The following is a 22,899-nucleotide window of genomic DNA, read 5'->3' as shown; positions in this document are numbered from 1 at the left end:
GGATGTTCCGTCGCATGAGTCAGTTTTCCATCTTCGGAGCCACAGTCGCTTTACTGGTATGCACCCACGCCCAGGCCATGGGGCCGTTCCAGGTCTATGAACAGGCCTTGCGCAACGACCCGGTGTTCCTCGGCGCGATCAAGGAGCGCGATGCCGGCCTGGAGAACCGCATCATTGGCCGCGCCGGGCTGCTGCCGAAACTCAACTACAGCTACAACAAGGGCCGCAACAACTCCCAGGCCACCGTGCCCGACGGCCGCGGCGGCACCAGCCACGATGACCGCAACTACGACAGCTACGGTTCCACCTTCACCCTGCAACAGCCACTGATCGACTACGAGGCCTATGCCTCCTACCGCAAGGGCGTGGCCCAGGCGCTGTTCGCCGACGAGAACTTTCGTGGCAAGAGCCAGGAGCTGCTGGTGCGGGTGCTGACCTACTACACCCAGGCGCTGTTCGCCCAGGACCAGATCGAGATCGCCCAGGCCAAGAAGAAGGCCTTCGAGCAGCAGTTCCAGCAGAACGAGCACATGTTTCGCCAGGGCGAGGGCACCCGCACCGACATCCTCGAAGCGGAGTCGCGCTACGAGCTGGCCACCGCCGAGGAGATCGAGGCCCGCGACGAGCAGGACGCGGCGCTGCGCGAGCTGGGTGCGTTGATCGGCGTGCCGACCGTGGACATCCGCGACCTCGACCCACTGCGCGAGCGTTTCGAGTCCTTCACCCTGTCGCCGGCCAACTACGACGCCTGGCATGAGCTGGCGATCAGCAACAACCCGAACCTGGCCTCCCAGCGCCAGGCCGTGGAAGTGGCGCGTTACGAGATCGAGCGCAACCGCGCCGGCCATTTGCCGCGGCTCAGCGCCTATGCCACCTCGCGCCGGGTCGAGTCGGAAAGCGGCAACACCTACAACCAGCGCTACGACACCAACACCATCGGCATCGAAATCAGCATGCCGCTGTACGCCGGTGGCGGGGTCTCGGCGGCCACCCGCCAGGCCAGCCGGACCATGGAACAGGCCGAGTACGAACTGGATTCGCAGACCCGCACCACCCTGATCGAACTGCGGCGCCAGTTCAGCGCCTGCCTGTCCGGGGTCAGCAAGCTGCGGGCTTATCAGAAGGCGCTGACCTCGGCCGAGGCCCTGGTGGTCTCGACCAAGCAGAGCATCCTCGGCGGCGAACGGGTCAACCTCGACGCGCTGAACGCCGAACAGCAGCTGTACACCACGCGCCGCGACCTGGCGCAGGCCCGTTACGACTATTTGATGGCCTGGACCAAGTTGCACTACTACGCAGGCACCCTGCGTGAAGACGACCTGGCCCGGGTCGACGAAGCCTTCAGGCCCGGCTCATGAACTGACAAAAAGGCGGCCGCGGGCGGCCCGACCTGACATTTTCGACAAAAACAAAAAACGAGAAGTCATCACATGGATAGACGCTTTTATCAGCTCAAGGCGCTGAGTCGCCGCTCGTTGCTCGCTTGCTCCACGCTGTCGGCGGTAGCACTGCCCGGTATGGCCCAGGCGCAGTACCAGGAAACCGGCCAGTTGGGGGTGCCGGCCAGCTGGCAATCGGCCGAATACACCCAGGACTGGGGCCTGGAGCGCATGCGCGCCAGCTCCGCCTATGCCGCCGGCATCACCGGCAGCGGGGTGAAGATCGGTGCCCTCGACTCGGGCTTCGACGCCAGCCATGGCGAAGCCTCGCCCGAGCGCTTCCACGGGGTCACCGCCACCGGCACCTATGTCGATGGCACGCCGTTCAGCGTCTCCGGGGTGCTCAACGGCAACAACGACAGCCATGGCACCCATGTCACCGGCACCATGGGCGCAGCCCGCGACGGCGTTGGCATGCACGGCGTGGCCTTCAATGCCCAGGTCTACGTGGGCAACACCAACAAGAACGACAGCTTCCTGTTCGGCCCGACCCCGGACCCGCAGTACTTCAAGGCGGTGTACGGCGCCCTGGCGGATGCCGGGGTGCGCGCCATCAACAACAGCTGGGGCAGCCAGCCGCCGGGTGTCAGCTACCAGACCCTGGGCGACCTGCACGCCGCCTATGCCCAGCACTATGGCCAGGGCACCTGGCTGGACGCGGCGGCCGATATCTCGCGCCAGGGCGTGATCAACGTGTTCAGCGCCGGCAACAGCGGTTACGCCAACGCCAGCGTGCGCGCGGCGCTGCCGTACTTCCAGCCGGAGCTGGAAGGCCACTGGCTGGCGGTGTCTGGCCTGGATGCGAACAACCAGCAGCGCTACAACCAGTGCGGCATCGCCAAGTACTGGTGCGTGGCCGCGCCCGGGCGGCTGATCTCCAGCACCGTGCCCGGCGGCGGTTACGCCACCAAGTCCGGCACCTCGATGGCCGCACCCCATGCCACGGGCGCGCTGGCCCTGGTGATGGAGCGTTATCCCTACATGAATAACCAGCAGGCCCTGGAGGTGCTGCTGACCACCGCCACCCAGTTGGACGGCTCGATCACCGAGGCGCCCACCAGCCTGGTCGGCTGGGGCGTGCCCAACCTGGAGCGGGCCATGCACGGTCCCGGGCAGTTGCTGGGATCGTTCGACGCCAACCTGGGTGCCGGGCAGGGCGATGTCTGGAGCAACGACATCTCGGACAAGGCGCTGTTGCAGCGCCAGGGCGAGGACGCCGCCGAACACGCGGCCTGGCAACAGACCCTGAAGGACAAGGGCTGGGAAAACGGCCTCGGCGCCGGCGCCAGCCAGCAGGACAAGACCGACTACGCCGTCGGCATGGCCCGCGACGCGGCCGCCGCGCAGCGGGTGTACGAGGGCAGCCTGATCAAGTCCGGCGCCGGCTGGCTGGTGCTCAGCGGCAACAACAGCTATCGCGGCGCGACCACGGTCAACGGCGGCTTGCTGACAGTCAATGGCTCGTTGGCTTCCAGTGTCACGGTCAATGACGGCGGCACCCTCGGCGGTTCCGGCCGCATCGGCGCGCTGCTGGCCAACAGCGGCGCCACCGTGGCGCCGGGCAACTCCATCGGCACCTTGCAGGTGGCGGGGGACGTGACCTTCCAGCCGGGCTCGACCTATGCGGTGGAGCTGTCGCCCACCAGCAGCGACCGCATCGTCGCTGGCGGCAAGGCCACCCTCAACGGCGCTGGGGTCACCCTGGCCCTGGAAAACAGCCCGCAGCTGCTCAGCCTGGAGCAGACGCAAAGCCTGATCGGCAGCCAGTACCAGATCCTCCAGGCGGCGAACGGCATCGACGGGCGCTTCGGCTCGGTGGAGCCGAACTACCTGTTCCTCGGCGGCAGCCTCGATTATTCGGCCAGCAGCGTGCAGCTGAGCATCGGGCGTAACGCCACCTCGTTCGCCAGTGTCGGCCTGACCCCGAACCAGCGCTCGGTGGCGGCCGCCGCCGAGCAGCTGGGGGCGGGCAACCCGGTGTATGAAAGCCTGCTGCGCTCGCCGAGCGCCGGTGTGGCGCAACAGGCGTTCCAGCAGCTGTCCGGGGAAATCTACCCGGCGTTGGGTTCGATGCTGCTCAACGACAGCCGGCAGCTGCGCGATGCGGTCGGCGAGCGTCTGCAGGTCCCGGGCGCGGTGGTGCAGAGCGAGGGCAACCTCTGGCTCAAGGTGCTGGGCGCCTGGGGCAAGAACGACGGCAGCCACGACACCGAGGGCTACAACACGTCCATCGGCGGGTTGCTGCTGGGAGCCGATGGCGCGCTCAGCGACAGCACGCGCCTGGGCGCCTTCGCCGGCTATAGCGACAGCTCCCTGAGCATGGGCGGCGGTACCCATTCCAAGGCCTCGGTGGACAGCTATCACCTGGGTACCTACCTCGGCCACGAGCTGGGCGCCTGGCGCCTGAGCGCGGGCGCGGCGCACAGCTGGCATCGCGCCGACGTCAAGCGCGACCTGCAGTTCGGCGAAGTCAGCGGCAAGCAGAAAGCCAAGGTCGATGCCCGCACCAGCCAGGTCTTCGGCGAGGCGGCTTATCGCCTCGACCTGCCGGCGCTGGCCCTGGAACCGTTCGCCAACCTGGCCTACGTGCACCTGCACCGCGACAGCTTCAGCGAGAAGGGCGACGCCGCGGCGTTGAAAGGCGGCAGCGACAGTCGCGAAGCCGCACTCAGTACCCTCGGCCTGCGCGCCCTGAAAAGCCTCGAGCTGTCCGGGCAAACCCGCCTGGACCTTTCCGGCTCCCTGGGCTGGCAGCACAACCTGAGCAATACCCGGGCCGAGGAACACCTGGCCTTTGCTTCCGGCGGCACGCCGTTCAGCGTCGAAAGCACCTCGCTGCCGCGCAATGCCGCGCTGGTCGGCGCCCATGCCAGCCTGGCGCTGAGCCGGGACCTGCGCCTGAGCCTGGATTACAACGGCCAGCTGGCCAGCCGTGAGAAGAACCACGGGGCGGGGCTGAGCCTGAACTGGCAGTTCTGACCCGGCTTTTGACAGCGCCGTGTCGACGCAAGGTCGCGTCGACACGGCAGCCGCTATCGGTACAGCACGGCTCGTCGTTGGCGGGCCGGCTGTTCGGTAAAACCACCCGCGCCGGGTCTGGCGCGGCGTTTCCTCTAGCAAGGCAACTATTTCCAGCAAGGCAACTATTTCTAGCAAGGCAACTAAGGAAGGTACCGATGAAATACAGATTTACGGGGGCTGCTCCGGCGGCCAACAGCCTGGTGCGCGCCTCCTGCGGCGCTTTGATCTGTGGCCTGGCCGTGGCGGGTAACGCCCAGGCCGCGCCTTATGTCGAAAGCGGCCAGCCGGGCGATCCCGGCAGTTGGCGCAGTGCCGAGTTCAACGCCGAATGGGGCCTGGGGGCGATCCATGCCGAGCAGGCCTATGCCGCCGGTTATACCGGCAAGGGCGTCAAGCTGGGGATCTTCGACCAGCCGGTGTATGCCCAGCACCCGGAATTCAGCGGCAGCAACAAGGTGATCACCCTGGTCACCAGCGGCATCCGCGAATACACCGACCCTTACATTCCGGTCAAAGCCGGCGATGCCTTCCGTTATGACGGCACGCCCTCGGTGGGCTCCGACGGCAAGCTCGGCTCCCACGGCACCCACGTTGGCGGGATCGCCGCGGGCAGCCGCGACGGCGGGCCGATGCATGGCGTGGCCTTCGACGCGCAGATCATCAGCGCCGAAAACGGCGACCCGGGCCCCGAGGACGGGATCATTCTCGGCAACGACGGCGCGGTCTACCGGGCCGGCTGGGATGCCCTGGTGAACAGCGGCGCGCGGATCATCAACAACAGCTGGGGCATCGGCATCACCGACCGCTTCGACCAGGGCGGTCGCGACCCGGCCTTTCCGCATTTCACCGTGCAGGACGCGCAGTTGCAGTTCGATCAGATCCAGCCGCTGCTGGGCACCCGCCAGGGCGGCGCCTACAGCGGGGCGATCGACGCGGCCCGCGGTGGTGTGCTGACCATCTTCGCCGCCGGCAACGACTACAACCTGAACAACCCGGACGCCATCGCCGGCCTGGCCTATTTCGTGCCGGAAATCGCGCCGAACTGGATGACGGTGGCGGCCTTGCAGAAGAACCCGGACACCGCCAGCCCCAATCCCTACACCCTCAGCACCTTCTCCTCGCGCTGCGGCTATACCGCGAGCTTCTGCGTCTCGGCGCCGGGTACGCGGATCTACAGCGCGGTGATCGGCGGCACCAACCTGGACGACATGACCATCGGCTACGCCAACAAGAGCGGCACCTCGATGGCCGCGCCCCATGTGGCGGGCGCGGCGGCGGTGCTGATGGAGCGCTTTCCGTACATGAGCGCTTCGCAGATCGCCACGGTGCTCAGGACCACCGCCACCGACATGGGCGATCCGGGCATCGACGCGCTGTACGGCTGGGGCATGATCAACCTGCAAAAGGGCATCGACGGCCCGGGCATGTTCGTCACCGAAGCGGACATCCCCCAGGAGTTCAGGGTCGAAGGCGCCTACGGCTCCGGCCAGTTCGTGGTCGACCTGCCCGGCATCGGCGCCGTGGTGGATGCCGGCAAACCCACCGAACGCCTGTGCACTGGCCTGTCTTGCGGCCTGGATGTCTGGCGCAACGACATTTCCGGACACGGCGGCCTGACCAAGCAGGGTATCGGCACCCTGGTGCTGACCGGCAACAACAGCTACAGCGGCCCGACCCTGGTCAATCAGGGACGCCTGGCCATCAACGGTTCGCTGGCCTCGGCGGTGACGGTCAATGACAGCGGCATTCTCGGCGGCAACGGGCGCATCGCCGCGCTGACCGCCAACCGTGGCGGTACCGTGGCGCCGGGCAACTCGATCGGCACCTTGCAGGTGGCGGGCGACGTGACCCTGCAACCGGGCTCGACCTACGCGGTGGAGCTGTCGCCCACCAGCAGCGACCAGATAGTCGCTGGCGGCAAGGCCACCGTCGAAGGGGCCAATGTGACCCTGGCCCTGGAGAACAGCCCGACCCTGCTCAGTGCCCGCGAGGCGCAAAGCCTGCTCGGCCGGCAATACAACATCCTGCAGGCGGCCGGTGGCATCGACGGTCGTTTCGCTTCGATCGCGCCGAACTACCTGTTCCTCGGTGGCAACCTCGATTACACCGCCACCGGCGTGCAGTTGCAGGTCGCGCGTAACGCCACGTCCTTCAGCGACGTCGGCCTGACCCCGAACCAGCGTTCCGTGGCGGCTGCCGCCGAGAGACTGGGGGCGAGCAATCCGGTGTACGAAAGCCTGCTGCTGTCGGAGAACGCCGCCAGCGCGCAACAAGCCTTCCAGCAACTGACCGGGGAGATCCATCCAGCCATCGGCACGCTGCTGATCAACGACAGTCGCCAGCTGCGCGATGCGGTGGGCGACCGTCTGCGTCAGGACGGCCTGCTCGATTCGTCGGCGCCCGCGGCCAGCGACAACAATGTGTGGTTCAAGGTGCTGGGGGCCTGGGGCAAGGCCGATGGCGGTTATGACCATGCCGACTACACCACCTCGATCGGCGGTCTGCTCGCCGGGGTCGATGGCTTGATCGCCGAGGACACCCGTCTTGGCCTGTTCACCGGCTACAGCGACAGTTCCCTGAGCATGGGCGACGGCACCCATTCCCAGGCCTCGGTGGACAGCTATCACCTGGGTGCCTACCTGGGCCATCAGCTGGATGCCGTGCGCCTGAGCGTCGGTGGTTCCTACAGCTGGCATCGCATCGATGTGAAGCGTGACCTGCAATACGGCGAGTTCTCGGACCGGCAAAAGGTCAAGCGCGACGCCCAGACCGCCCAGCTGTTCACCGAAGCAGCGTGGCAAGTGGCGCTGCCAGGTGTGGCCCTGGAGCCCTTCGTCAACCTGGCCTACGTGCATGTGGGCAGCGACAGCTTCCGCGAAAAAGGCGGGGCCACCGCCCTGCGCAGTGGCGATGACAACCGCGACGCGGTGCTCTCGACCCTCGGCCTGCGGGCCAGCAAACGCTTCGCCCTGTCCGATGCCCGGCAGCTGGAACTGGCCGGCACCCTCGGCTGGCAGCACAACCTGAGCGACACCCATTCGGACCAGCACCTGGCTTTTGCCAATGGTGGTTCGTTCAACATACAGAGCGTTGCGCTGGATCGTAACGCCGCTGTGGTCGGGGCTCGCGCCGGCCTGTTGCTGGGGCGCGATACCCGGGTAAACCTGGACTACAACGGCCTGCTGGGTTCTCGGGACAAGAGTCACGGGGTCGGCCTGACCCTGGACTGGCAGTTCTGAGGCCTGCGGGCCAATGACCATAAGAGTGAGACACAACATGGGTGTATTCGATTACCGGAGTTTCAAGGGCGAGGCGGGCAAGGCGCTGTACAGCGATGCCCTGGCGTTGACGCTCTACGCCTACACGCCCACCGGGCAGCCGTTGGCGTCGGGCTGGACGGCGATTGGTGCCGAGCGGCTGGGGTACCAGGGCAAGGTCGGGCCCCAGGGCACCTTCTTCGGCGAGCAGCCAGGCTTTACCAGCGCCGAAGTGGAGGTGCTGGGGCGTTACGACGAGGCTGGCAAGTTGCTGTCGATCGGCATCGCCTTTCGCGGCACTGGCGGCCTGGGCTTGGGCGATACCCTGGGCGACATCAAGAACAACCTGCTGGCGGCGGTCGGGCCGGTGGGCTACGCGGCGAACTACAGCAAGAATGCCTTCGACAAGCTGTTCGCCAGCGTCGCCGAGTTCGCCAAGGCCCAGGGCCTGAGCGGCCAGGATGTACTGGTCAGCGGCCACAGCCTGGGCGGCCTGGGGGTCAACAGCCTGGCCGAGCTGAGCGGCGAGCACTGGGGCGGTTTCTACGCTGACGCCCGCTATGTGGCGTTCGCCTCGCCGACCCAGAGCCCGGGGGACAAGGTGCTGAACATCGGCTACGAAAACGATCCGGTGTTCAGGGTGCTTGACGGTACCACCTTCAACGCGTCGTCCCTGGGCAGCCATGACAAGGTCCAGGCGTCGGCGACCAACAACATCGTCAACTTCAACGAGCACTACGCGTCGACCCTGGAGAACCTGCTGCCGCAGAGCATCCTCAACCCGCTGTCGTGGAAGGCCCACGGTTCCGCAGGTTACGCCGATGGCTTGAACCGGGTGGTGGATTCGGCGTTCTACGACCTGACCAGCAAGGACTCGACCCTGATCGTCTCCACCTTGTCCGAGGCCAATCGGGGCAAGACCTGGGTCGAGGACCTCAACCGCAACGCCGAACCGCACAAGGGCAGCACCTTTATCTTCGGCACCGACGGCAGCGACCTGCTCAAGGGCGGACGCGGCAACGACTTCATCGAGGGCCGCGACGGCAACGACACCTTCCGCGACGCAGGCGGCTACAACATCCTGCTGGGTGGCAAGGGGCATAACGTCTTCGACCTGCAGCAGTCGCTGGGCAAGTTCAGCGTGGTCAACGATGGTGACGGCACCCTGTACGTGCGCGATGCCTATGGCGGCATCAGCATGACCCGCGATATCGGCGCGCTGGTGAGCAAGGAGCCGGGTTTCGCCTGGGGCCTGTTCAGCAAGGAGGTGACCCACAGCGTGACCGACCAGGGCCTGCTGGCCGGCAACCAGTTGACTCACTACAACCATTCGCTCAATGGCGACGCCTACGGCAATGCGCTGGTGGCCAGCGTCGACGGCGACTGGCTGTTCGGTCACGGCGGCGACGATGTGCTGCGCAGCGACAAGAGCGACGTGACCTTTGTCGGCGGCGCCGGCAACGATGTCATGTACTCCAGCGGCGGCGGGGCCAACACCTTCCTGTTCAGCGGCGCCTTCGGCTTCGACGCGATCCATGGCTACCAGGGCAGCGACAAGCTGGTGTTCATGGGCGTGGCGGGCGCGGGGCAGGGCTATGACTACACGCAGCACCTGTCACAGAGCGGCCAGGACACCTTGCTCAGCGTCGGCGACTACGCCGTGACGCTGGTCGGGGTCGCGCCGGACAACCTCTCTGCAGGGGGGATCGTCTTCGCCTAGATAAAAAACGCAAGGAGGCATTGCACTAAGGGCGGGGCGCCAGCTGAAGGCGTCCCGTCCGCGTGAGCTATCTCGAATAAAGTTCAACAACAAAGAGAGGCAATACCATGGGTGTGTATGACTACAAGAACCTCGGCACAGAAGACTCAAAGGCGCTGTTTTCCGATGCGCTGGCGATCACGCTGTATTCCTACCACAACCTCGACAACGGTTTTTCCGCCGGCTATCAGCAGTACGGCTTCGGCCTCGGCCTGCCGGCGACCCTGGTGACGGGGCTGATCGGCAGCAGCGACTCGCAAGGGGTGATTCCCGGGCTGCCCTGGAACCCCGACTCGGAGAAGGCCGCGCTGGAGGCGGTGCAAAAGGCCGGCTGGACACCGATCGGCGCTTCCCAGCTGGGCTACGACGGCAAGACCGACTTCAGGGGCACCTACTACGGGGAAAAGGCCGGCTACACCACCGCCCAGGCGGAAGTGCTCGGCAAGTACGACGATCAGGGCCACCTGACCTCCATCGGCATTGCCTTTCGCGGCACCAGCGGTCCCCGTGAATCGGTGATCGGCGACTCCATCGGCGATGTGATCAACGACCTGCTGGCGGCGTTCGGGCCCAGGGACTACGCGAAAAACTACGCCGGCGAAGCCTTCGGCAAACTGCTCGCCGATGTCGCGGCCTTCGCCCAGGCCAATGGCCTGACGGGCAAGGACATCCTGGTCAGCGGCCACAGCCTCGGCGGCCTGGCGGTCAACAGCCTGGCGGACCTGAGTGGCGATCACTGGTCGGGGTTCTACCAGGATGCCAGCTACGTCGCCTACGCCTCGCCGACCCAGAGCGCGGGGGACAAGGTGCTGAATATCGGCTACGAAAACGATCCGGTGTTCCGCGCCCTCGACGGCTCTTCGTTCAACCTGGCATCCCTCGGCGTGCACGACACGGCGCAGGAGTCGGCGACCAACAACATCGTCAGTTTCAACGACCATTACGCCTCGGCGGCCTGGAACCTGCTGCCGTTCTCCATCCTGAATATCCCGACCTGGCTGTCGCACCTGCCCACCGGCTACGGCGACGGCATGACACGGATCCTCGAGTCGAAGTTCTACGACCTGACGAGCAAGGACTCGACCATCATCGTCGCCAACCTGTCGGACCCGGCGCGGGCCACCACCTGGGTCCAGGACCTCAACCGCAATGCCGAAACCCACAAGGGCAGCACCTTTATCATCGGCACCGACAGCAACGACCTGATCCAGGGCGGCCAGGGCAACGACTACCTCGAAGGCCGCGCCGGCAACGATACCTTTCGCGATGCCGGCGGCTACAACATCCTGCTGGGCGGGCAGGGCCACAACACCCTGGACCTGCAGCAGTCGGTGAAGAACTTCAGTTTCGCCAACGACGGCGCCGGCACCCTGTATGTGCGCGATGCCAATGGCGGCATCAGCATCACCCGCGATATCGGCGCGATCACCAGCAAGGAGCCGGGGTTCCTCTGGGGCCTGTTCAAGGACGATGTGACCCACAGCGTCACCGACAAGGGCCTGCTGGCGGGGAGCAACCTGACCCAGTACGCCGCTTCGGTGAAGGGCGACGCCGCGGCCAATACCCTGACCGCCCACGCCGGCGGCGACTGGCTGTTCGGCCTGGACGGCGATGACCACCTGATTGGCGGCCAGGGTAACGATGTGCTGGTCGGCGGCGCGGGCAACGACCTGCTGCAGGCGGGCGGGGGCAGCAATACCTTGCTGTTCAGCGGCAACTTCGGCCAGGACCGGGTGCTGGGTTACCAGAGCAGCGACAAACTGGTGTTCCTCGGCGTCGCAGGCGTGGTCGCCAACGACGACTTCCGCGCCCACGCCAGCACCGTGGGCAACGATACCCTGCTGACCTTTGGCGGCGACTCGGTGACCCTGGTAGGGGTGAGCCTGGACAGCCTCAACGGTGCGAGCATCACCATCGCCTGAAGCCCGACCGCGCGGGGTGGCGAGTTTTGCCTCGCGCGGTCACGGGTTTGCCTTTGTGTGTCCCTCGACCGCACTTTTTTCGCCAAAACCAAGGGTATTTGCCCAAAGGGTGACCCGCCAGCCTGGAAGTGACTCCAATACCTGCCCCTGTGACACAGCGCTCGATAAAACATCGGCCTGTCGCCAGGCGGGTGGATGCCGCGTGCGCGCTCCGGGCCCTTAAAGTCCGCGGGGGCTTGCGCGTTATCAAGGCAGGCAGCCGCTGCCGAGGCTCATTCAATGGCAACAGTGAACAGTAGGAGAAACACAAGGTGAGTGATAACCAGAGGTATGTCATCGGTCTGGCGCTGGTCCTGATGGCGGGCAGCGCAATGGCCGAGGACTTGCCTCAGCAGTCGATCCTCAAGCGCTACGGCGTGACCCCGGACCAGCTACCGGCCGCCGCGCAGGCCACCGAAAAAGAAGTGCAGCCCGAACCGGGCAGCCGCTTTCATATCGACGCGGAGCGGCCTTGGGCGAGCGTGACCCTGGGGGAGGGTAAAAAGCCTGAAGCCACCGGCAATATCAGCATCGATAATGCGGCGGCCCGGGAGTTCGAGCGGTGTCAGCGGGTGCGTGGCGAACTGCAGAAGCGCGGGGAACAGCACTACATTTCCTGCGATAACAGCGTGCCGGGGCAGAACTCGGCACCCTGGTCGCCCTGAGGGCGACCGGGTTCGATCGGTCAGTCTTCTTGGCGGACGGTGGCGACATCGGCCGCCTTGATGCGGATTTTCTTGCCGGCGATGTCTTCGAATTCGTAGAACCCGTCGGCGGTCTTGGCGTTAGGCATGTCCTTGGTCAGGTATTGCGTGCCGTTCTGCAGTGTCACCACGGTTGGCGAGGCACAGCCGCCCAGTGCCAGGAAGGCTGTGACGGCCAACGGCAGGCCCAGGTATTTGACGTTCATAGACAAACCTCTCTTCATGAATCTCTGTGAGTCCACCCATGATTGGCGGCTCGCGACTATATGGCTATCCGCCCTTGGTGTGATTAACCGCAAGAAAGTTCTGCGGCCCCGTAAAAAAACCTGTAACGCCACTTATCCAATAGTGTTTGCCAGGGCAGGTCGGCAGCTGTTATCTGTATGCATAACCAGTATCAACCTCTTTGCGGCGCGCTTGTCCTGTGACTTCCAACCCTCTGGAAAACCCTCTTTATTACCTGCACAACTTCCAGCAGGTGCTGGCGTGGCTCAAGCTGCGCTACGCCGATGTGCTGTCACCCGAAGAGCGTAGCTTCATCGACGACTTCTCGACGCTGGCCCAGCCATCCCAGGCCCTGCTGGTGCGCATGATCATGCGCAAAGGCTGTCATTTTCGCACGTCCCGACTGGTCTATGAAGAAATTGGCGATACTCGCGCGGCCGTCGCGCCGCTGGTGCGCCTGGGCTGGGTCGACGAGCAGGCGCCGCTGACCCTGGAAGAGCTGTTCAACCTGTTGCAGAAGGCGGAGATCCTCCACGTTTTTCGCGCGCAAATCGAGCAGCCGAAGGCCCGCAAGTCCGACTGGCTGGCCGCCTTGGCGCCGTTGTTCGACGAGCCGCGGAGCCTGGGCCAATGGTGCCCGGATCTGGAAGACGGGGTGTGCAGCCTGACGGTCATGGCGCTGTGCGATCGCCTGCGCCTGATGTTCTTCGGCAACCTGCACCAGGACTGGTCGGAGTTCGTGCTGGCCGACCTGGGCATCTTCACCTACGAGAAGGTCGAGTTTCGCGACGACGCCCGGGCGCTGCGCAGCCGCGCCGACGTCGAGGGTTTCCTGTACCTGGAGGACTGTCGGCAGCATTTTGAAAACGGCGCGGCGCTGCAGGAGGTGCTGGCGAGCATCCAGGCGTTCGCCAGCGACAATCCCTGGTTGCAGCGGCGCCGGGCCAAGCTGCTGTTCCTGCTGGGGCAGCATTGCGAGCGGCTAGCAGAATGGCCGCTGGCGGCCGCCATCTACCAGGCCTGCGCCGATCCCGGGGCGAGAGCGCGGCTGATCCGCGTCTTCGAGCGCAGCGGCGATTACCCGCAGGCGCTGGCCCTGGCCGAGGCGGCGGCACTGGCCCCGCACAACGCGGCCGAGCAGCAGCAACTGCTGCGGCTGCTGCCCAGGTTGCGGCGCAAGCTCGGCGGCCCGGCCACGCCGCGCGGCGGCACCCAGCCGACGCTGCGCCTGGACCTCAGCCTGCCGCGGGTCGATCCGGCGCTGTCGGTGGAATTCCATGTGCAGGCCCATCTCCACGAGGAGCAGGCGCCGGTGCACTACGTGGAGAACAGCCTGATCAATTCGCTGTTCGGGCTGCTCTGCTGGCCGGCGATCTTCGCACCGCTGCCCGGGGCGTTCTTCCATCCGTTCCAGCGCGGCCCGGCGGATCTGTTGAGCGAGGACTTCCACAGCCGTCGCGCCGAGCTGTTCCAGGCCTGCCTGGCGGAGCTGGATGACGGGCGTTACGCGCAGACCATCCGCCAGCGCTACCTCGACAAGTGGGGCGTGCAGTCGCCTTTCGTGTTCTGGGGCGTCCTCGACGAAGAGTTGCTGGAGCAGGCACTGGCCTGTCTGCCGGCCGAGCACCTCAAGCACTGGTTCGAGCGCCTGCTGCAGGACATCAAGGCCAACCGCGCCGGCATGCCGGACCTGATCCAGTTCTGGCCGCAGCAGAAAACCTACCGGATGATCGAGGTCAAGGGCCCTGGCGACCGCCTGCAGGACAACCAACTGCGCTGGCTGGAGTTCTGCCGGCAGCACCAGATGCCGGTGGCGGTCTGCTACGTGCAATGGGCGGAGCAGGACGGGTGAACTACCGCATCGCGGTACGGGCGCTGTGCGAATTCACCGCCAAGGTCGGCGACCTCGATCTGCGCTTCACCCCGTCGCCCACCGCGCTGGAAGGCATCCAGGGCCATCGCACGGTGGCGGCGCGGCGCAGCGCGAACTATCGGAGCGAGGTGCCCCTCGAAGGCAGCTTCGGCGCGTTGACGGTCAAGGGCAGGGCGGACGGCTACGACCCGGACGCCAACCTGTTGGAAGAGGTCAAGACCTACCGCGGCGACCTGGAGCGCATGCCGGCCAACCATCGCCAGCTGCATTGGGCCCAGGCGAAGGTCTATGGCTGGCTGCTGTGCCAGCAGTTGCAGTTGAGCAGCATCCGTCTGGCGCTGGTGTATTTCGACATCCTCAGCGAGCGCGAGACGTCGCTGGTGGAAGAGCACGAGGCCCAGGCCCTGGAGCAGTTCTTCAACCGCCAATGCAGCCTGTTCCTGCAGTGGGCCGAGCAGGAGCTGGCCCACAGGCACGCCCGCGACCAGGCCATGGCGGCGCTGGGTTTCCCCCATCCCGACTTCCGCCCTGGGCAGCGCGCGCTGGCCGAGTCGGTGTACAAGGCGGTGAGCACCGGGCGCTGCCTGATGGCCCAGGCGCCGACCGGGATCGGCAAGACCCTGGGCACGGTGTTTCCCATGCTCAAGGCGATGCCGGGGCAGCAGCTGGACAAGCTGTTCTTCCTCACCGCCAAGACCCCGGGACGCAAACTGGCGCTGGATGCCGCCCAGGTGCTGTTCGAACGCAGCCCCGGGTTGCCGTTGCGGGTGCTGGAACTGGTGGCGCGGGACAAGGCCTGCGAGCACCCGGAGCTGGCCTGTCATGGCGAGTCCTGCCCGCTGGCCAAGGGTTTCTACGACCGTCTGCCGGCGGCGCGGCAGGCGGCGAGCCAGCGGTCCTTGCTGGACCAGCAGGCGCTGCGCGAGATCGCCCTGGCGCATGGGCTGTGCCCGTATTACCTGAGCCAGGAAATGGCCCGCTGGAGCGATCTGCTGGTGGCGGACTACAACTACTACTTCGATTTCAGCGCCTTGCTGTTCGGCCTGGCGCAGGCCAACCAATGGAAGGTCGCCGCGCTGGTGGACGAAGCGCACAACCTGGTGGAGCGCGGGCGCTCGATGTACAGCGCCAGCCTCGACCAGTACCAGTTGAACGCCGTGCGCCAGGTTGCCCCGGAGCCGCTGAAGAAGCCGCTGCAACGGCTCAACCGCGAATGGAATGCCCTGCACAAGGAACAGCTGCGGCCGTACCAGGCCTACGATCAGGCGCCGGCCCCGTTGCTCAAGGCGCTGTCGCTGTGTATCTCGGCGATCGGCGATTACCTGGGCGACCACCCGCAAGGGCTGGACAGCCGGTTGCAGGGCTTCTATTTCGATGCCCTGCAATTCGCCCGGGTGGCCGAACTGTTCGATGGGCAGTTCCTGTTCGATATCAGCAAGCGCGAACTCAATGCCCGGCGCAGCCTGTCCGAGCTGTGCCTGCGCAACGTGGTGCCGGCGGGTTTCCTCGCGCCGCGGCTGAGCGCCGCGCGCAGTACGGTGCTGTTCTCGGCGACCCTCAACCCCTGGCATTACTACCGCGACCTGCTGGGGCTGCCGGAGACCACGGTGTGGGTGGACGTGGAGTCGCCGTTCAGTGCCGCGCAGCTGGACGTGCACATCGTCAGCCGGATCTCCACCCGTTTCGCCCATCGCCAGGCGTCCCTGGCGCCCATCGTCGAGCTGATCGCCAGCCAGTTCCGCCAGCGCCCTGGCAACTACCTGGCGTTCTTCAGCAGCTTCGATTACTTGCAGCAGGTGGCCAGCCTGCTGGCCGAACAGCACCCGGATATTCCTCTGTGGCAACAGTCGCGCGGGATGGATGAAGGGCAACGCCAGGGGTTTCTCGAGCGCTTCGACGCCGATGGCCAGGGGGTGGGTTTCGCCGTGCTGGGCGGGGCGTTCGGCGAGGGCATCGACCTGCCGGGTTCGCGGCTGATCGGCGCCTTTATCGCCACCCTCGGCCTGGCCCAGCTGAACCCGGTGAATGAGCAGATGAAACAGCGCATGGCGGCGATTTTCGGCGCCGGTTACGACTACACCTACCTGTATCCCGGCCTGCAGAAGGTGGTGCAGGCCGCGGGCCGGGTGATTCGCAGCCAGCAGGACCGCGGTGTGGTGATGCTGATCGACGACCGGTTCGCCGATCCCCGGGTCCGGCAATTGCTGCCGGGCTGGTGGGCGCTCGACGCTCCGGGCGGCGAGATGCTTCAGGGCGCCGGGTAGGCGGCGTCGCGGATTTCCCGGGTGAAAGCTCCCGACATGCCCTCGAAGGCGGTGTTGGTCAGCGCCACCACGGTCAGCCTGGCCTGCGGGTCGACAAACCAGCTGTGGCCGTAGGCGCCGCCCCATTGCAGGGTGCCCCGGGATTGCGGGGTGCCGGCCAGGGCCGGATCGTCCAGTACCGCCCAGCCGTAGCCGAAGCCCCAGCCAGGCCCCTGGGTCTGCGCCTGGGCGCCGACCTGGTCGGTCATCATCGCCTGCACGCTGCGGGCGGAAAGCAGCGGGCCGCCACCCTGGCGCAAGGTGTCGAGAAAACGCGCCACGTCCATGGCGGTACCGGCCATGCCGGCGCCACCGGAAGGGTAGGCGCGCGGGTCGAAGATCCGCTTGAGGGAGAACAGCGTGGTGCTTTCGCCGACCCTGATCGCCGCCTCGTCCTGCATCCGGCTCGGCCGCGGACGGTCATCGCGGTACACCGCGCCGAGGCGGGCAGGGTCCTTGACCGAGAACGCGGTGTCGTTCATGTGCAAAGGCAGGGTGACCAGTTCCTCGGTCAGGGCCGGCAGGCTTTTGCCGCTGGCCTTTTCCAGCACGGCGCCGAGCACGTCGATGGCCATGGAATAGCGCCACTGCGTACCCGGCGGATAACTCAAGGGCACGCTGGCAATGCGTTTGAGGTTGTCTTCCAGGCTCATGCCCGGCTCGGCCAGGCCATCCGACACCCCGGCCGTGCGATACGCCCCATGCTCGGCCTCGAGAAAGCCATAGCTCAGGCCGGCGGTGTGGGTGAGCAATTGCTTGAGGGTGATCGGCGGGCGGGTGCCATCGGCCAGCCTTGGGCGGAAATCCGCCAGCCATTGGCTGACCCTATCGTCCAGGGACAGCGTGCCCTGTTCCACCAGGCGCATGGCGACCACGGACACCATGGGCTTGGTGATAGAGGCCAGGCGCAGGATGGTGTCGCCGGTCATGGGCCGGGCCGCCTCCCGATCGGCGAAACCGGCGGCGCGCTGGTACACCACCTGGCCGTCGCGCATCACCACCACCACGGTGCCGACGATCCGCTGTTCGCCGATGGCGCGTTCGATGGCCGTGTCCATGCGCCTGCCGAGTTCCTCGTCCGGCGTGGCGGCGCTGGCCAGCGAAGCGCCGAGGGTGGCGGCCAGGGCGAGCAGACCTTTATGGGGTAGATCCATGGGGAGAGCCTCTATAATCACAATGTCCGCTATGATTAACCGGCATTCGTTCTAATTTCAATAGTGATCACTATGATAAATAATCCTGCTGCCGTGGTGCGCCGTCGTGGACGGCCGATTGCCTTTGATCGCGACCAGGTCCTGGGCCTTGCGGCAGAGGTGTTCTGGCGCCTGGGCTATGAAGGCGCCTCGATGCCGGAGTTGTCGGCGGCCATGGGCATCACCGTGCAAAGCCTGTATGCCGCGTTCAGGTCCAAGGCCGAGCTTTACCAGCAGGCGCTGGCGCATTACCAGCGCAGCACTGGCGCCTTTGCCGAGCGGGCACTGCGCGAGGAGGCGGATGTGGTGGACGGTTTCCTCCGCCTGCTGTGCGAGGCGGCCCATGAATACAGCCTGCCCGGGCGGCCGCGGGGCTGCATGATTTCCACCGCGACCCTGACCTGCGCGGTGGAAAACGATGCGCTGCGGGAGTTCGTCAGTGCCCTGAGGGCCAACACCCTCAAGGCCTTTGAAGCGCATATCGAGCAGGGCATCGCCAACGGGCAACTGCGCGCCGATACCCAGGCAGCGGCGCTGGCCCGGTATATCGGGGCGATCATTCAAGGCATGTCGGTACAGGCCCAGGATGGTGCGGATTGCGCAGCGTTGCTGGCCATCGGCGAGTTGGCGGGGCAGGAAATACAGCGGGCCAGGGCCTGACGGCATGCCGGCCAACGAGCGAACCTCAGCGGCTGCCGAGGCCTGTTCCATCCTGTGAAACGCGGATGAACCGGCGCAGGGTTTCACCTGGCCCGGTGCGGAACTCGGTGGGCCTGGGGCGGCCCTCGTCCGCGGCGATGAAGACGAAGTCATCGCCGTCCAGTCGATAGCTGGCAGGCAAGTGCTTGCCGGTGTCGGCGCCCATGGAGTCGACCCAGGTAATGGATTTCGGCGTGGTCCGGGTATCGAGGGTAAAACTGCCCGCGAGCAACAGCTCGCCTTCGAGCGTCACGACGCGGAACCCTTGCCCCTGGATCAGGGTAAGAGCTCCTGGGGCGCCATGTTCGTCAGGCGGGTTGCTGACCCCGTTGTCCTCGTATTCCACCTGTTCCCAGGCACCTTGAAGCTGTTGCAGGTCGAACTGGTCGCCGCAGGTCATCGTCGTTCGAGCCTTCTGTCTTCGCTGGATAAGAGGGGGTCAATTGAAGATGTTGCGCCCGATGCAGTACGTCAGCAGGTCCTGGTCGCTCTCGACTTCCAGCTTGCGCATGGCGGAGATTTTCTGCGCGCTGATGGTCTTCGAACTGCGGTTCTGGCTGCGGGCAATGTCACTGACGCTCTTGCCGGAAACGAACAGCCGCAGGATTTCAAACTCCTTGGGCGAGAGCATGGAGATCCGGTCGTCGATACTGGCGTTGGATTCGATGACCGAGCTCGGCGCAGGTTCCAGACTCTGATAAGAGCCTCTTTCGACAATGGTCTTGAGCGCCACCTGGATTTCATTGTGCAGCTGGCTTTTCTGGATCACCCCGACCACCCCCAGTTCATGCAGGCGCGTGAGGATCAACTGGTTGGAGATCATGGTCAGGATCAGGATCTGCAGGCGCGGGAAGTGGCGCTTCAGGTACTCGACCAGCTTGAGGCCGTCGCCGTAGGGAGAGTCCCCGGGCATGTTGTAGTCGGTAATGACGATATCGACCGGCTGTTGTTCGAGGATCTCGATCAAGCCCTGTGAGCTGATGGCTTCACCGACTATTTCAAAGTTGCTTTCCCGTTCCATCAACTCGCGAACGCCGAGCAGAACAATCGGATGATCGTCGGCGATGACTACTTTAAATTTTTCCATGACTAGCCACTCGTAATACGCCGGTTGGTAAGGAGAAAGAGTAAAGGATTGCGCTCATCAAATCTTGTCGCGTCTCATTCAAGTGCATTAAGAATATCCGTCAAGCTTTGTATCAGGCTTTTCACCTCAAGGGTCACGGAAGAGGTGATCGCGCTTTGCAGTATCCGGGACTCCAGTTCGGCGCAGTTTTTCGCCAGCCCGCTCAGCTGCACGGCACCCAGCGCCCCGGCGGCGCTGTGCAGCCGTTCGGCGAGCCGCTTGGCATCCTGGGCGTCGAGGGCGTCGGTCACGCTCTGGACATCCTGGCGCATGGTGGTAATGAACAGCTCACGCATTTTTGGGGACAGCTCGATCATTGTGTCGCCGGTCGTGGGGGAAGGCGTTGCATCGATCATCGGTTGCGGTTCCTGGGCAGGCGCATTCGCGCAGAGATTCGACAGGTAGTGGTGCAGAGTCTGCAGGCTCAAGGGTTTGACCAGCCAGGCATTCATGCCGACAGCCATGCAGCGGGCGCCTTCTTCGCGCATGGCATTGGCCGTGACCCCGACGATTGGAGTCTCCCGGTCACGCTCACGCAGGGCGCGGGTCAGTTCATAGCCGTTGAGCAGCGGCATGTTCACATCGGTCAGCACCAGGTCGAACACCTGCGGCTGCCAGAGCTGCAAGGCTTCTTCGCCATTGGAGGCGGCCGTCACCGTACAGCCCAGGGCTTCGAGTTGCTCCTTGATAATCGCCTGATTGATCGCGTTGTCCTCGGCCACCAGGATATGCAGGCCGAGCCTGTTGCTCAGGTCGCATTCGGGAGCGGCGGGCGCGATGGTTTTCCCGTGCAGGGTCAGGGACACGGCTCTGGCGATGGCCCGCACATCATGGGCATCCACGGTGCAACCTCGCGGTGGTGGTGCCGGGTGTTCGCCGGCGACGCACAGGACCCGTGGTCCGGCCCAGGCCGGCAGGCTGTCGGAGGGCAGGACATCGATCAGCAGGTTGGCCTGGCGCGACTCTTCGACAAAGGCCGGCAATGGCTTGGCGACCACGCCGAGGCGATTCAGCCAGTCACAGGTGCTCTGCGCCAGCTCCACGGCGGGAGCCCGCACATACACCGCCTGGGTGCTCGGCAGGATGTCCGCGCAACCTTCCAGCGCGCCGGGCATGACCTTCAGCCCCAGCTGGAGCGAGAAGCTGCTGCCCAGGCCGGGCTCGCTGACCACGCGTATCTGGCCGTTCATCATTTCCGTCAACCAGCGGCATATCGCCAGGCCGAGTCCGGCTCCGGCCTCGCTGGAGGCGTCGCGTACCTGGTAGAAGGTGTCGAACAGGCGTTCCTGTTGCGCCGGTGAAATGCCAATGCCGGAGTCGGTGACCTGCCACTCCAGGCTGGCCTGGCCATCCACGCAGTGCAGGAGCTTGACGCGCAATACCACGCGCCCGGTGTCGGTGAACTTGATGGCGTTGCTGAGCAGGTTGCTGAGGATCTGCCGGATCCGTACCGGGTCGCCCAGCAACTGGTCGGGCAACGCCGCATCGATACAGGCGTACAGCAGCAGGCCTTTGTTTTCGGCGAAGACGCTGTAGGCGTGCAGCGTGTCCTCGATCATCTGCAGCGGGCAGAACGCCTGGGACTCGATCGCCATCTGCCCGGATTCGATCTTGGAAATGTCCAGGACGTCGCTGATCAATTGGAACAGGGTGCTGGACGAGCGCTGGATGGTTTGCAGGTGTTCGCGCTGGCGGGCATCCAGGCGCGTCAGCCCGAGCAGTTCCAGGGTGCCCAGTACGCCATAGAGCGGGGTGCGTATTTCGTGGCTCATGGTGGCGAGGAACAGCGTCTTGGCTTCGCTCGCCGCATCGGCGGAGCGTCGCGCCTGCTCCAGCATGGCCGCGCCCTCGATGTGGCTGGTCACGTCGTGGAAGGCACAGAGCAAGGCATCCTCTCCCTGATAGCGGGTGGGCACGAACCCTACCTGCAGGTGAGTACCGTCGATGTCCAGCCGGGTTTCACCGGCGACGCACAGGTCCTGCCGGCTCTCCAGGGCCATCCGCAGTTTTGTGCTGCCTTGCCATTGCTGGGCTTTGCGGTTTTCCAGCAGGACCTTGAAGTCCGAGCGACGCACCACGCACAGGCCAGTGGGCGCGCAATCGATCACGGCCCGGCTGAAGGCCTCGCTCTCGGCGGTGCGTTGGTAAGCCTCGTAGACCGGTCTGACGATACGTGACTGATACCGGCGACTGACCAGCCAGCCACAGCCAATGCCGCCGATCAGCAGGGCCAGCAAGACCGGCAAGGGCCACAGGGTGTAGTTGAAGTAGCTCTTGAAACCGATGGTATAGAGAGCGGTCCAGGGCTCGGCGGAATGGCTCGAGACTTTGAAGACCATACCGTCGCCGGTGATGTTCAGCCCGTCATGCAGCACGACGCCCGGTTGCAGCGAACCGCTGAGCACCTTTCCGGAGGGGGCGACCAGGGCGACATGGTCATAGGTCGACCACGGCATGAGTCGCTTGATGTCATTGACCAGATCCATGCTGAACAGCGACGCGACGCCGATCTGGTTGCCGCTGTCCTGGACTCGTGACCATTGCGGCCCGAGATGGGTGCTGACATAAGCCAGCAGCCGGACGGGGGCCTCATTGGTCTGATGGGGGACGAGGGGCTCCCAATCGACCGCGCCATCGGCCCGTGCCGAATCTTTCGCCAGCAGACGCTTGAGCGTTTGCAGGACGAGGGTCTTGTTGGGGGTGTCGTTTTTCCAGAGCGGGTCGCGTGAATGCCCGGCGGCCGGAATGCCGATATTGAAGTTGCCCTTGGCATCGAACAGGAAAAACGGCGGTGACTGGTAATGGGAAGTGGACCAGAAGGCGTTGTAATAGTCGGTCAGGTGCTCTCCCAGGTCGGCCAGCCTGGCCAAGGTGTCAGGCTCGACGCTCTGGTGATCGACAGAGAGGCTGAAGGGCGTGGAAAAGGCAAACTCCTGGCCCAGGTAGTTGTGCGGCCCCTCTTCGGGCAAGGCGCTTTTCAGGTATGAAACCGAATCGTTGGCGTGAAGGGGGATCTTGCTACTTTGTACGGCCACGCCCCGGAGGAAGTCTTCATGTTCGCGGATGTCTTCCATCATCCGCGCAAAATGCGCTTTGAACCTGCCGTGTTGTTCTTCGAGCAGTTTGTGCGACGACCAGTAACTGATGGCGATCAACAACAGGGTCAAGCCGAGAAAAATCAACAATCCCTTGTTCAGGCGAGTCGAGTATCGTTTCAGATTCTCGATGAGCGTGTCCTGGTGGTTCATCACTGGTATCCAAAAAAGCATGAAAAAGTCGAAGCCTTGAGGATTTTACCTTTAAACAACGACTTGTCAGTGATGTGGGGCATGTAATCCT

Annotated in this window: 15 protein-coding genes; 10 read left to right on the top strand and 5 right to left on the bottom strand. The window is 65.0% G+C overall.

Going from position 1 to position 22,899, the window contains the following annotated elements; all coding sequences use genetic code 11:
- Positions 1–2 precede the first annotated feature (2 nt).
- The 6 genes from AC07PQ_RS00165 (at position 3) to AC07PQ_RS00140 (ending at position 12,102) form a co-directional block, all read left to right on the top strand.
- On the top strand, positions 3–1,358 hold the full coding sequence (locus tag AC07PQ_RS00165) for a TolC family outer membrane protein (protein WP_277588719.1): 1,356 nt from the start codon (positions 3–5) through the stop codon (positions 1,356–1,358).
- Positions 1,359–1,430: 72 nt separating this feature from the next.
- Complete coding sequence (gene eprS, locus AC07PQ_RS00160; RefSeq protein ID WP_493184827.1) at positions 1,431–4,418, top strand: autotransporter serine peptidase EprS; 2,988 nt, start codon at positions 1,431–1,433, stop codon at positions 4,416–4,418.
- A 197-nt stretch (positions 4,419–4,615) separates the two neighbouring features.
- Complete coding sequence (locus tag AC07PQ_RS00155; RefSeq protein WP_493184828.1) at positions 4,616–7,699, top strand: autotransporter domain-containing protein; 3,084 nt, start codon at positions 4,616–4,618, stop codon at positions 7,697–7,699.
- A 37-nt stretch (positions 7,700–7,736) separates the two neighbouring features.
- Positions 7,737–9,437, top strand: coding sequence for a polyurethane esterase (locus AC07PQ_RS00150; protein WP_493184829.1), 1,701 nt, complete (start codon positions 7,737–7,739; stop codon positions 9,435–9,437).
- A gap of 107 nt (positions 9,438–9,544) precedes the next feature.
- Positions 9,545–11,398 (top strand): polyurethane esterase, encoded by a 1,854-nt coding sequence (locus tag AC07PQ_RS00145; RefSeq protein ID WP_007922769.1) that lies wholly within the window; start codon positions 9,545–9,547, stop codon positions 11,396–11,398.
- A gap of 311 nt (positions 11,399–11,709) precedes the next feature.
- Positions 11,710–12,102: a hypothetical protein gene (locus AC07PQ_RS00140; RefSeq protein ID WP_493184830.1), complete on the top strand. Its 393-nt coding sequence runs from the start codon at positions 11,710–11,712 to the stop codon at positions 12,100–12,102.
- 20 nt (positions 12,103–12,122) lie between these two features.
- Here the strand turns inward: AC07PQ_RS00140 and AC07PQ_RS00135 are convergent, their stop codons facing one another.
- Positions 12,123–12,347 carry a YgdI/YgdR family lipoprotein gene (locus AC07PQ_RS00135; RefSeq protein WP_493184831.1) on the bottom strand — a complete coding sequence of 75 codons (225 nt, stop codon included), beginning with the start codon at positions 12,345–12,347 and terminating at the stop codon, positions 12,123–12,125.
- Between the two features lie 218 nt (positions 12,348–12,565).
- Here AC07PQ_RS00135 and AC07PQ_RS00130 point away from each other — a divergent pair, with 218 nt between their 5' ends.
- Together AC07PQ_RS00130 and AC07PQ_RS00125 are read left to right on the top strand one after the other, a co-directional pair.
- Positions 12,566–14,218, top strand: coding sequence for a VRR-NUC domain-containing protein (locus AC07PQ_RS00130; protein WP_493184832.1), 1,653 nt, complete (start codon positions 12,566–12,568; stop codon positions 14,216–14,218).
- A complete protein-coding gene (locus AC07PQ_RS00125) occupies positions 14,215–16,503 on the top strand; it encodes an ATP-dependent DNA helicase (RefSeq protein WP_493184833.1) in 2,289 nt (762 codons plus the stop codon). Before AC07PQ_RS00130 ends, AC07PQ_RS00125 begins: the two co-directional genes overlap by 4 nt.
- Here the strand turns inward: AC07PQ_RS00125 and AC07PQ_RS00120 are convergent.
- Positions 16,488–17,696, bottom strand: coding sequence for a serine hydrolase domain-containing protein (locus tag AC07PQ_RS00120; RefSeq protein WP_493184834.1), 1,209 nt, complete (start codon positions 17,694–17,696; stop codon positions 16,488–16,490). The genes AC07PQ_RS00125 and AC07PQ_RS00120 overlap by 16 nt on opposite strands.
- A 72-nt stretch (positions 17,697–17,768) precedes the next feature.
- On the opposite strand from AC07PQ_RS00120, the gene AC07PQ_RS00115 reads away from it, so the two are divergent.
- The gene (locus tag AC07PQ_RS00115; protein WP_493184835.1) at positions 17,769–18,395 is read left to right on the top strand and encodes a TetR/AcrR family transcriptional regulator; all 627 of its coding nucleotides are present in this window, start codon (positions 17,769–17,771) and stop codon (positions 18,393–18,395) included.
- Positions 18,396–18,420: 25 nt separating this feature from the next.
- Here AC07PQ_RS00115 and AC07PQ_RS00110 read toward each other — a convergent pair whose 3' ends face one another.
- The 3 genes from AC07PQ_RS00110 to AC07PQ_RS00100 all read right to left on the bottom strand — a co-directional run bounded on the left by AC07PQ_RS00110 (position 18,421) and on the right by AC07PQ_RS00100 (position 22,634).
- Entirely contained in the window at positions 18,421–18,834 is a 414-nt protein-coding gene (locus AC07PQ_RS00110) for a TIGR03067 domain-containing protein (protein ID WP_493184836.1), read from the bottom strand.
- A 39-nt stretch (positions 18,835–18,873) separates the two neighbouring features.
- Positions 18,874–19,521, bottom strand: coding sequence for a response regulator (locus AC07PQ_RS00105; protein WP_007929094.1), 648 nt, complete (start codon positions 19,519–19,521; stop codon positions 18,874–18,876).
- Between the two features lie 74 nt (positions 19,522–19,595).
- Entirely contained in the window at positions 19,596–22,634 is a 3,039-nt protein-coding gene (locus AC07PQ_RS00100) for a hybrid sensor histidine kinase/response regulator (protein WP_493184837.1), read from the bottom strand.
- Between AC07PQ_RS00100 and AC07PQ_RS00095 the strand changes: the two genes are divergently transcribed.
- Positions 22,614–22,895, top strand: coding sequence for a hypothetical protein (locus AC07PQ_RS00095; RefSeq protein WP_238543445.1), 282 nt, complete (start codon positions 22,614–22,616; stop codon positions 22,893–22,895). The two genes, AC07PQ_RS00100 and AC07PQ_RS00095, sit on opposite strands and share 21 nt — an antisense overlap.
- Positions 22,896–22,899 lie beyond the last annotated feature (4 nt).

Source organism: Pseudomonas sp. GW821-FHT09E12, from assembly GCF_059416085.1.
Note: the sequence above shows the minus strand (reverse complement) of the source record. Positions and strands in the feature narration are given on the sequence as shown.